Raw genomic sequence first — 9,730 nt, forward strand, 5'->3', positions numbered from 1 at the left:
CATCAGCATAGCGGGCCGTGAAGTTTGGCTGGAATCCGATTTAGAGCAGTGGATTGTTGACCAGAATCCACACCTGCAGAAGGAAAGGTTACTGCGCCAGAGCCTGCAGGCCGCTGGCCAAAAATTAGAGAAATTCCGGGCAGCTGGAAAGCTGGCGGCGGTGAACTGATGAACGGCACAGAAGTTATTTTGGTATCTCTGTTTTTTGGCTCTGTATGTGGTTTAGCGATTTTTTATTTTTGGCGTGGTATGGAGGAATAGTTATGTCGTCAACTTCTGTTGTTTATCAAAATCCAACTGAAAAAGTTAGCCTTTCTGCAGCTGTTTATGGTGTAGGGAAGTCGAGACTTTCACGCTGTTATCTGCGTTTGGATGTGGGGGATCATCGTTCATCTGTCGAATTTAAAAGCGAAGAATCACTCAGGGAATTCTGCGCCAAGCACAATATCGACGTTAAGGAAGAGTGAGGCAGAGTAATTATGATGAATTACTACTGCCCTACCTGCCGCCGTGAGCACTTCAGCCGGGAAATGGTTACCTTCTGCCAGCAGTGCGGAGACGGCGGCATTCAGCTGGCACACATCAGCAATATTCAACAGCCTGTTCAGGCGGTTCAGGAAGTTCATGCCGATTTAGTGGACGGTCTGACACTGGAAGAAATTCAGATTGTGCAGCGCCTGGTCAAAGAACGATTTGACCAGGTGCTGCATTACTGCGCTACCGCCGCACAAACTACGCAAAACATCATTGAGGCGAAGGCCAGCCAGCATCACGCTGAAAAATTAATGGCGTTGTCCGGAAAACTGAGCCGCGAAGTGCAGCGTAAAACTGATGCAGAAAAGAAAAAGCTGGAGAGTGCAGCCTGATGTCAGAGTTTGCATTGGTCGGCGCACCGGCAATGAAGAAGACTCCTTACTGGGAACGTCAGGCGGCTGAGGTTACAGAGCGGTTTGGCGAATTTTCCCGCCCGCTGCTGAATGACTGGAAGCGTGTTGTAAGCCGTGCAAAGTCGAATGGCATCCGCAATGCCAATCAGCGTCTGGATGAGCTGCGCAAGCAGTTCAAGATTGGTGATTTTCTGGTGCATCAGACCCATGACCAATATTTAGAAGACTACATCACGGTAAGGGCTCGATCCTGTATTTTAAAACTGACTGGCTGGCCAGACAGAATGACCACCCCTGATGCTGTACATCGGGTTTTCGGTGTTTTTGAACACCATGGTTTTGAGGATGAAGTCCATCACTTCAATCAATATGAAAAAGCATGTGTAGCGCTTGAAATGACAGAATCGGTTCTTAATGAAGCAATCGATCAAGGGGGTATTGATGGTGATGTAACCAAAGAAGTTGGTCTGTATGAGGATGTACAGAAAGAGCATGAAAAACGTCTTATTAAAGTTACCGGATTATTAAAGCGTTGCCAGGATGAAAACTGGTGGCGCAGAAAAATGCGCCGGGCACAGGCGCAGAGAATAGAGAAAATTAGCCGTGAGCTGAATCAGGTGGTTGTAAATAAAAACGCTTATTGCAGCCCGGTAGGGCGCCGTGAGTGGCAGCGCCGCCAGCAGATGAATTTAGATATGCTGGAACACACCCTGATGGAGAATGAAGACGGCGAGCAGTACACGCTGGCTGATTTATCCGAATTGAGCGTTGCCAATCCGGTGGTACGCCGCGCTGAATTGATGGTGCGGATTGCCGGGTTTGAAGAATACGCAAAAGCCAACGGGTATGAGGGCTGGTTTTACACCATTACCACACCGTCAAAATACCATTCAACGCGCGGCTGTGGCCGCAATCCTAAGTTCAGAGGGGCCAGCCCACGAGACGGTCAGCAGTATATGTGTTCGCTGTGGGCCCGCTTTCGCACGTTAGCCGGGCGGATTACCCGGAGTAAACCAGAGAAGTGGGATTTTTTTGGATTCCGCGTTGCGGAGCCGCACCACGACGGCACACCGCACTGGCATTTATTGCTGTTTGTGCGTCCGGATCAGGCTGATGAGGTAACAAAGGCGCTGCGCGGATATGCGGAAAAAGAAGACCATCACGAACTGCTGAATGCAAAAGCGGATGTGCGCTTTAAAGCCGAGAAAATAAAAACCGGAATTAACCCGAAAACCGGCAAGGAATATTCTGCTGCCGGTTATATCGCCAAATACATTGCCAAAAATATCGACGGTGAGCACGTCGATAAGGATTTGTATGGCAAAGACGCTAAAGCGTCGGCAAAAGATATTGTCGCCTGGAGCAGCCGCAATGGCATACGTCAGTTTCAGCAGGTGGGTGGGCCATCGGTAACGGTATGGCGTCAACTGCGCCGCCTTGCTCGATTACCTGAAGAGGAATGGACGCCAGAAGAAGAACCGCTGCGGGAATTCATTATGCAGTTGGATGCCACCGCTCAGGAAAGCGCCAGTGCTGCGTGGAAAACGTATTGCGAGTTCTACGACGAGAACGGGTTAAGCCTGAAAAAAATCCTGAAGACAGTAACCGAAACTATGGAATACCTGGACGAAATCAGCGGCGAGCAGTTCCAGAACGAACTGACACGGCCAGCCATTAACGCCTATGGCGAAACCGGAGAAAAGATCATTGGTGTGATTGCCGAAGTCGCGGGCAATGCCATTGAGAAAATCAGCCAATGGCGGTCATGGTTTCGCGTAAATGCCAGTAAAGATGAAGCCTTTGCCGTGCGACAGCGGCGCAAAGCTGAAAAGGCAGCACGCGATTTAATCCGCGCAGAATCCCGGCAGGCAGAACGTGATGCGGCGAATACCGATGGTTTTGATTTTAAAGCGGCGCAGCCGCCTTGGACTGGTGTGAATAACTGTACTGGCCAGCCGGTTGAACGAAGTTCTCCGCCGCCGCAGCAGCTGGAAATGATCGAAAACTGGCAAATTGCATGAGGAACGGACGATGAAAGCGAACAATAAAAAAGCACAGCACGAACACGAACAGACCGAAAAGCAAAAACAGTATGCCCGTTACCTGTTAACGCTGGATGCCGGCCGCCGTAACGAAATGCTGGCCAATATGCGGCTGCCGTTGCGCACCAAAATGCGCGGTTTTATCCGTGATGCCTGGGCGGAGAAGGTGGCCGGTTTTGAAGAGTCGGTTAAGCGAAGTTATCTGGAGCGCCTGCGCAATACCAAGCGCCAGGAATACAACGAATTATTGCCACTGGTTGCCGCTTATGAGGCGGCTGCCGCCCAAAAAATGGAGAAAGCAGCATGTTAGTTTTAGCGCGCCGGGTGGGCGAGTCGGTAGAAGTTAACAACAGCATCAGACTGAATGCGCTGGAAGTGTACGGGCCACGGCACAGCCCGCGCGCCACGCTGGATATTGTGGAGCCGGGAAAAGAAAACATCCGTTTGCACGGTATGGCCATTGGTGAAGAACACCAGCTGACCGATAACTGCCGGATAAAAATTGTGCGGATCGTCAGCGGCAAGGTGGGCATTTTATTTGATGCCCCGAAAGAGGTGGCCATCTGGCGTACTGAACTTTTACCGCTGATTAACTGATAACGCCGCATGGAGGCAACGCTATGAAAAACACTCTTTTAAATACCCTGAATAAAGCACCGCTGGCGGCCATGCTGCTGGCGCTGTTAGCCGTAACTGCAGCGCGGGAAATTGCCCTGTTTACCAGCTTTGCGGCGTCGGATCGTGACCAGCTGCTGGCAGGGCTGTTTGCGCTGGCGCTGGTGCTGGCAAAACCCATGATGGCCGCTGCCGCAGGACAGCAGTGGGCTGCCGACAATAAACCGCTGGCCGTTGTCTGCTGGCTGCTGGTTGTGCCGCTGCTGGCCCTGAGCATTGCCAGCACCGTGCTGTATTTTGAATCTGCGTATCAGGTGCAGGCCGTGGCCGAACAACAAAGCAGCAGTGAATACCAGAACACCGCAGCCACCATCAGCGCGAAACAGACAACAGCTGAACTGATGAAACAAACAGCCGCCGATCTGAAAGATGATGGAAACACGTTGAACGCCAGGAGACTGCTGGAAAAAGCCGCGCTGATTGATGACGAACTGGCCGACCTGCGCGAACAACAGAACAGCCTGCCGGCAGCAGCCACCACTGCCGCCAGCATAAGCGGCAACCACCTGGGCGGCTGGCGCTGGGGCGCATGGATTACGGTATCAGTGATGGGCGACCTGTTGCAGATCGTCGCTGTGCTGCTACTGACAGCAAACAACGCGCCAGCCAAAACAGACGAAGTAGTACAGAACGGCCGCCAGAACAGCGAACAGAAAACAGAACAAAAAGAACAGAACAAAACAGCCGAAAACAAACAAACAGAACAGAACAAAAAACAGAACGGCGAACAGAAACAGACAGAAAAAACAGCGCCACCGAAGCAGCCGGGAAAATGGCTGGCTGATCAGATCAGCACAACCGGGCAACTGCCAACGGTGCGCGAAGCGAAAGCGGCAGGCGTGAACTACGGCAGTTATACCGACCAAATTCAGCAGCTGCTGGCTGCTGGTGTTATTCAACAAAAGGCCAGCGGTAAAGGCTGGCAGGTTGCGGCGGAATGACTGAGGCTGCAATTCAAAACGATTAACCAACAGAGCGAGAAAAACCATGCAACAGCCATACAACCAACACCAGACCGCCATGAACAACAGCGCCCCGAATCCTGCAGCAATGCGGCCGGCGGGTTATGCCTTTGTACTCGATGAAGCCAGCGCAGAAAAAGCGGGGGATATGCCGTTTATTACCGAAACCGGCGAAGTGCACGCCACAATTACCCGCGTGGAATACCGCCGCAACGAAACCGGCAGCCATGCTGTGCTCGTGCGCTTTATGGATGACGAAGAAAAGCGCGGCACGGTGTCGCTGACGTACCTGCAGGCCGATGGGCAAACGCCGGTATTCGGTGCCAACTTCATTAACGCCATGTTGTACCTGATGGGCCTGCCGGGGTTCAGCTGGGGCGTAGGTGTTAACGATCAGGGCCAACAGGTGCAGGTGGCGCAGGAATTTACCGGCCAGCGGATTGGTTTAGTGGTTGAGGCTGTACCCAACCAGAACAATCAAGGTTCACATCTGGAACTGCGCCAGGTGTTTGATATTGCCAGCCGCTGCACCGCCAGTGAAGCAAAGAACAGCGAAGCGGCAGAAGCGGTGGATAAGCTGCTGAAACGGCTGATGGCGTGATAGCCATAATTGGAGCGGCCCGCGCAGGCGGGCCCGGCGAGCAATGGTCAAATACGAGCAAGTGCTATGAGCGGATTATTTGGAACTGAAATCGCACGATCGTCGATTAAAAGCGTTGAATGGTATACCCCTGAGTGGGTGTTCAAAGAACTGGGATTGAGGTTCGACTTAGACCCGTCCAGCCCCCACGATATGGAATCGGCGGTACCGGCGGCAACCAAGTACACAATTTTCGACGACGGCTTAAGCAAACAGTGGCATGGGCGTGTGTGGCTCAACCCGCCTTATGGTAAAGAGACGCCGCAGTGGATGAATCGGATGATTGCACACAGCAACGGCGTTGCTCTGGTGTTCAGTAGAACTGACGCCAGTTGGTGCCAGGCCGCGATGAGATCCGCGACGGCAATGCTGTTTATTCAGGGGCGGATTGAATTCGTACCAGGGCGCGAGAACCAGCATAAAAAAAGCCGATGCGGTGCAGGTACCGTGATGTTTGCATGGGGTGACGAGTGCGCAACTGCACTGGAGAAGATGAGCGATCGCGGAATGTATATCCGGGTGAGCTAATAATTATGAGGGGGTAAGCATGAGTAAAAGGAAGATCACATTTAAACGACTTGTTATAAGTATCCTTTGCCGTCACGACTGGGATATAAATTTGATATTTTCAGGCGGAAGGAACAGCCACAGAGAAATTAAAAGCTGCCAAAAGTGCGGGAAGTCTACCACTCTGTTTTCTGGCACTCGTCAGGAGTGGTATGACTACAATGGATTTGGCGAAGCAAAGAATTAACTTATAAAAACCAGCACGCGGGCTTGCCCCCGTGCTGCGCTGAGTTATTCAGGAGGATTTATGTTGATTGATTATATTCAGCCGGGAAAACTGCCTTGGATCGTAGTCTGGTTAGACTGGCATTTTTACGCACATTGGCGGGCGCTGATGCTTTGTGTGGCGTTCTTTATTGGACATTACTGGGTAAGCATTGATTGGCATAGCTTCAGTGGTGTTTGCCTTGCGTTGTTCTTAGGATGCTGCGCGTGGGCGACCTTTTGCGCTATTAGGTATGGGTATGGGGTGGGATAAATTGGAGAGATTATGAAAACAGCACAGACTTACATGGCGTGGGAAATACCATATTCCGATGGTTCTGGCGTTGAAAAAGAAGTTCGGTATAACGGGAACGCTTCAACACCAGACATGCAAGCGGAAATTATTTTCAAGGGGAGGGAAGGTTTTACTTCATTTCTGATTGAGGATATTGACTGGTTGATTGCCTGCCTGCAGCAGATCAAGGAAGAGCAGGGGGGATGAGTAATCTATCTTGATGTGGGGTTTTCCTGACATGAAAAAAATATAGCAAAACGCTTTACAAGTTAAGGTATAGTGTTAAGCTATATAAAGGGTTTGGGAGTGGCCGAAGCCTAATCAGAAAATGGGACATGATAATGAATAACGCAATCGCTGAAGCTCATTCAATCGAACAGGTTGTTGAGATCATTAATGCAAGTAAAGCCGGCCATTCTAGCGAGTATTTCGGAGGAACCGACACTCGTGAAGCTGAAGAAATGGCGGGGCAGTACGCATGGGAAGCCGCTGAAGAGTCAGGATATACCGATAATGAAAGCATCGAAGCGCATCTTGATATTCTTGCTGAAGCCGGCGCGAAATTTGAATTTAGAGTCGCATTAGATAATGCGATAAACAGAAAAAAGCAGTAAGACCTGTGGCCTTAACCCTCGGCGAGTATATCGCCGAGGAATTCGGGGGTTCTCAGAGAGCCTTTGCTACCGCGCAAGGAGTTGCACCGGCCCAGGTCACACAATGGCTTAAAAAGGATTTCATCGTCGTAGATGATGCGCTTTACAGTTGCCGTAGAAAGCTAAAAAGATAGCCATAAAGTAAAAAGCCCCGGCATTTACCGGGGCTTTTTACTTTATGGCCGGGGAATTAGTGGTTAAGCACACAGCCGGTCATGGTCGGGCGAAAGTTTAACCGCTGCCTGTGCTGTTTCGGCCAGTGTAGCCGGGGCCTTGTCGTTGCTCAGCAGCCATTCAGCCACTTCAGGCCACCAGTACAGCGGGGTACCGGTTTGCAGGCCGTAGCGGGGCGCTGGGAAGCCCTCACCGCGTCGGCCTTTGGCGTAGTGATCAAGGGTTCCTTTTTTGATGTCAGCCATTGCTGCTGCGCCTGTCACCGTTACATAGCCTGCTTCTTGAATGGATGCCGCCTGCAGGCCAACTTCGGCCAGCTCTGCCAGTGCGGTGCGGATAGCCGTTTCTGCGTTGTCTGCCTGGCGCTCAAACTCCAGGTATGGGGTTTCGCCGCAGAAGCACAGCAGGGCGTCGTCACAGCCAGCCGCCACAATGCGGTCTTCCAGGTCTTCGGTGGCCAGATCAACACCGGCCAGGGTGATGGTAAATTCGTAAGTATTCATAAGTTAATGTCTCTAAAAGTTGAGGTGCCTATCAATTCCCCTGTCAGAGCTTGCCCCCTATTCGGGGGCGCACCGCCTGACTTTCTTTAAGATCATTTCAGCATGTTGCTGGGGGTTTTTTGGGGTACTCCAGACAGAGAAAATACAATCTCTGTGTTCTGCTGTACCGCACCGGAGCCTGCAGTAACAGTGGGCTGATTTGCCCGGCTCCACTATCTCCCAACCCCCTGCCAGCGCCGCTTCAATCGCGGCTCTGATCTCTTTGTTGGGGTGTTTCTTCATCGACTTGGCACCTCCTGTATTCCCGTTTCGATGTAGACATAATACTACACTGTATGAAAAAGTCTACACTATTTGAGTAATTTTATGGCAGCAAGAATGAATCCATCTAATTGCCGCTGCTGGGCTTTGTCGAGGGTGGCGTACAGGCTTAGCCACGCGGGCGGATTATGATCAATATTTAATAGGTAGGTTAGGGGAAGCCCGATGCGATTTTGTAACGCTGAAAGTTCGCTGAAGGTGTATTCAGCCTTATCACGCTCAACACGGCTGACCCGCTGCCTGCTGGTGCCTATTGCATCCGCAAATTGCTGTTGGTTAAGTCGCAAAACTTCTTCCCTGATAGCTCGCCATTCCCGTCCAGTAACCATGTGAACCATGTGTAAGAACCGGGTTGCTCAAATGTGGGCGAATGTTAGACAAAATATGTCAGGGCTGCTCATTTGTGAGCACAATAGGCAGTAGTTTTTAGATAATATGCTCAGTGTCAGTTATCGAACTGAAATAGCTCAGAAACTGGGACAGATAGCGCGAATGCCAGGTCGGCAATCAGTTCTAAACGCGGGCCATGCTTGCCACGTTCGATATTACTGATTGATTCAACAGACACCCCGCAAGCCTCTGCCAATTGCAGCTGTGTGATGTTGCGCGATATGCGCAACTGACGCAGGTGACTGCCGAACCGTATCTTGATTGATGACATAGGGGGCGCTTAAAAAGCGTTCACGGTATGGCACGGGCGCGGGGTGTGGAATGAAGTTAACTTCAAGTCACTGCGAGAAGTGACAATGAGCAGTGACAATAAGACACGGAGAAAGGACGAATGTCAGACGCAATACCAGTAGTGCAAGCACTTGATAATGCTGAAGAGATACTCAGCGGACTGTGCGGGTTACTTGCAGCGAAAGCACCGAATCAGGATCTAGTGCTTTCAGACAGGGAGGTGGCCGGGGTAACGCTGATACTGGAGCAGGTAAGGGAGATAATCAGGAGAACAATAGAGGGTTAAACAACAAGGGAAGGTTAAACACGGGCGGCCAGCTGCTGCACAAGCTCTGCACGGTTAGCGTGGGGCAGCTGGTCAAAGAGCATTTCAAACGTCAGTTGAAGTGCGGCTTCTTTCGGATTAATCCAGTGACTGAAGGCAACATGACTGACAAAGGAATGGTCGAACTTTTCACACTGGCGATTAGTGCAGCGGGCATAAACTGAGTTCATATCATCGGAGGTATTGGCGCGGCTGTAGACTGTGGCCTTATGTTGGCAGTCAGGGCATTTGATACGCATGGCGGAAACCTCTGTGATTAGCTGGCGCGGCTCAATAAGAGCACGCGACAAATTATAACCACGACTGTGCAAAATATCAGCATTCACGGGTTTTTCGTTCGGATTCACTGAATGTCAACTCCGGTATCAAAGTCAAAATCAAACACAGGGCGCCCCAGAATGTCGTTCATTTCCATAAAGGGTTCTACCTGGGCGCGTACCTCGTTCTGGCGGTAGAACCGCTGAATCTTTTCAATATCACCAAAGCCGCCGGCGTTGTCCGGTGCCATGCCTGCAAGCGCCGGTTGCATACCGTGGGCAATCAGAATTTCGTTTTTGCTGATCGTTTTGATTGTGTTGAATTCGTCTTTCTGGCCAATGTCACCCACTGGAATCAGCTTCACAGCGTCTTTGTCGCCACCCGGAATATTCAGGTACATACTCCTAAAATTACCGGGGCCTTTGCTTTGTTCTCACGGCGTCTGCAATTTTCTTTTCCAGGTCTTTGTCCATGTTTTTGTCAGTCGTGTACAGGATGTACCCCATGTGTGAGCCGTTCAGGAAATAGCGGCGGCGGAACAGG

The 9,730-nt window shown here is 51.1% G+C and carries 16 protein-coding genes; 11 read left to right on the top strand and 5 right to left on the bottom strand.

Annotation, left to right across the window (positions count from 1 at the left end; all coding sequences use genetic code 11):
• Positions 1 to 263: 263 nt before the first annotated feature.
• The 10 genes from B3P58_RS14650 (at position 264) to B3P58_RS14695 (ending at position 6,886) form a co-directional block, all read left to right on the top strand.
• The gene (locus B3P58_RS14650) at positions 264 to 467 is read left to right on the top strand and encodes a hypothetical protein (protein WP_286718623.1); all 204 of its coding nucleotides are present in this window, start codon (positions 264 to 266) and stop codon (positions 465 to 467) included.
• Positions 468 to 479: 12 nt separating this feature from the next.
• Entirely contained in the window at positions 480 to 866 is a 387-nt protein-coding gene (locus B3P58_RS14655) for a hypothetical protein (protein WP_286718625.1), read from the top strand.
• Positions 866 to 2,908 carry a replication endonuclease gene (locus B3P58_RS14660; protein WP_286718628.1) on the top strand — a complete coding sequence of 681 codons (2,043 nt, stop codon included), beginning with the start codon at positions 866 to 868 and terminating at the stop codon, positions 2,906 to 2,908. Before B3P58_RS14655 ends, B3P58_RS14660 begins: the two co-directional genes overlap by 1 nt.
• Before the next feature lie 10 nt (positions 2,909 to 2,918).
• Complete coding sequence (locus B3P58_RS14665) at positions 2,919 to 3,239, top strand: hypothetical protein (protein ID WP_286718631.1); 321 nt, start codon at positions 2,919 to 2,921, stop codon at positions 3,237 to 3,239.
• The gene (locus tag B3P58_RS14670; RefSeq protein ID WP_286718634.1) at positions 3,233 to 3,526 is read left to right on the top strand and encodes a carbon storage regulator; all 294 of its coding nucleotides are present in this window, start codon (positions 3,233 to 3,235) and stop codon (positions 3,524 to 3,526) included. Before B3P58_RS14665 ends, B3P58_RS14670 begins: the two co-directional genes overlap by 7 nt.
• A gap of 23 nt (positions 3,527 to 3,549) precedes the next feature.
• Complete coding sequence (locus B3P58_RS14675; RefSeq protein WP_286718637.1) at positions 3,550 to 4,545, top strand: hypothetical protein; 996 nt, start codon at positions 3,550 to 3,552, stop codon at positions 4,543 to 4,545.
• A 46-nt stretch (positions 4,546 to 4,591) separates the two neighbouring features.
• Positions 4,592 to 5,167, top strand: coding sequence for a hypothetical protein (locus B3P58_RS14680; protein WP_286718639.1), 576 nt, complete (start codon positions 4,592 to 4,594; stop codon positions 5,165 to 5,167).
• 66 nt (positions 5,168 to 5,233) lie between these two features.
• The gene (locus B3P58_RS14685; RefSeq protein WP_286718642.1) at positions 5,234 to 5,734 is read left to right on the top strand and encodes a DNA N-6-adenine-methyltransferase; all 501 of its coding nucleotides are present in this window, start codon (positions 5,234 to 5,236) and stop codon (positions 5,732 to 5,734) included.
• Between the two features lie 529 nt (positions 5,735 to 6,263).
• On the top strand, positions 6,264 to 6,479 hold the full coding sequence (locus B3P58_RS14690) for a hypothetical protein (protein WP_286718645.1): 216 nt from the start codon (positions 6,264 to 6,266) through the stop codon (positions 6,477 to 6,479).
• 134 nt (positions 6,480 to 6,613) lie between these two features.
• Positions 6,614 to 6,886 carry a hypothetical protein gene (locus B3P58_RS14695; protein WP_286718648.1) on the top strand — a complete coding sequence of 91 codons (273 nt, stop codon included), beginning with the start codon at positions 6,614 to 6,616 and terminating at the stop codon, positions 6,884 to 6,886.
• Between the two features lie 236 nt (positions 6,887 to 7,122).
• Here B3P58_RS14695 and B3P58_RS14700 read toward each other — a convergent pair whose 3' ends face one another.
• From B3P58_RS14700 to B3P58_RS20790, 3 genes are all read right to left on the bottom strand, one after another.
• Entirely contained in the window at positions 7,123 to 7,602 is a 480-nt protein-coding gene (locus B3P58_RS14700) for a hypothetical protein (RefSeq protein WP_286718651.1), read from the bottom strand.
• 350 nt (positions 7,603 to 7,952) lie between these two features.
• Positions 7,953 to 8,261 carry a helix-turn-helix domain-containing protein gene (locus tag B3P58_RS14705; protein WP_286718654.1) on the bottom strand — a complete coding sequence of 103 codons (309 nt, stop codon included), beginning with the start codon at positions 8,259 to 8,261 and terminating at the stop codon, positions 7,953 to 7,955.
• A 107-nt stretch (positions 8,262 to 8,368) separates the two neighbouring features.
• On the bottom strand, positions 8,369 to 8,584 hold the full coding sequence (locus tag B3P58_RS20790; RefSeq protein ID WP_414716579.1) for a helix-turn-helix domain-containing protein: 216 nt from the start codon (positions 8,582 to 8,584) through the stop codon (positions 8,369 to 8,371).
• A 120-nt stretch (positions 8,585 to 8,704) separates the two neighbouring features.
• On the opposite strand from B3P58_RS20790, the gene B3P58_RS14710 reads away from it, so the two are divergent.
• On the top strand, positions 8,705 to 8,890 hold the full coding sequence (locus B3P58_RS14710; protein WP_286718657.1) for a hypothetical protein: 186 nt from the start codon (positions 8,705 to 8,707) through the stop codon (positions 8,888 to 8,890).
• Positions 8,891 to 8,904: 14 nt separating this feature from the next.
• Here B3P58_RS14710 and B3P58_RS14715 read toward each other — a convergent pair whose 3' ends face one another.
• Both B3P58_RS14715 and B3P58_RS14720 read right to left on the bottom strand, forming a co-directional pair.
• Complete coding sequence (locus B3P58_RS14715) at positions 8,905 to 9,168, bottom strand: ogr/Delta-like zinc finger family protein (protein ID WP_286718660.1); 264 nt, start codon at positions 9,166 to 9,168, stop codon at positions 8,905 to 8,907.
• 104 nt (positions 9,169 to 9,272) lie between these two features.
• Positions 9,273 to 9,587, bottom strand: coding sequence for a hypothetical protein (locus B3P58_RS14720; RefSeq protein ID WP_286718663.1), 315 nt, complete (start codon positions 9,585 to 9,587; stop codon positions 9,273 to 9,275).
• Between the last annotated feature and the right edge of the window lie 143 nt (positions 9,588 to 9,730).

Source organism: Thalassolituus sp. UBA2009, assembly GCF_002335285.1.
Taxonomy (GTDB): domain Bacteria; phylum Pseudomonadota; class Gammaproteobacteria; order Pseudomonadales; family Oceanobacteraceae; genus Venatoribacter; species Venatoribacter alkanivorans.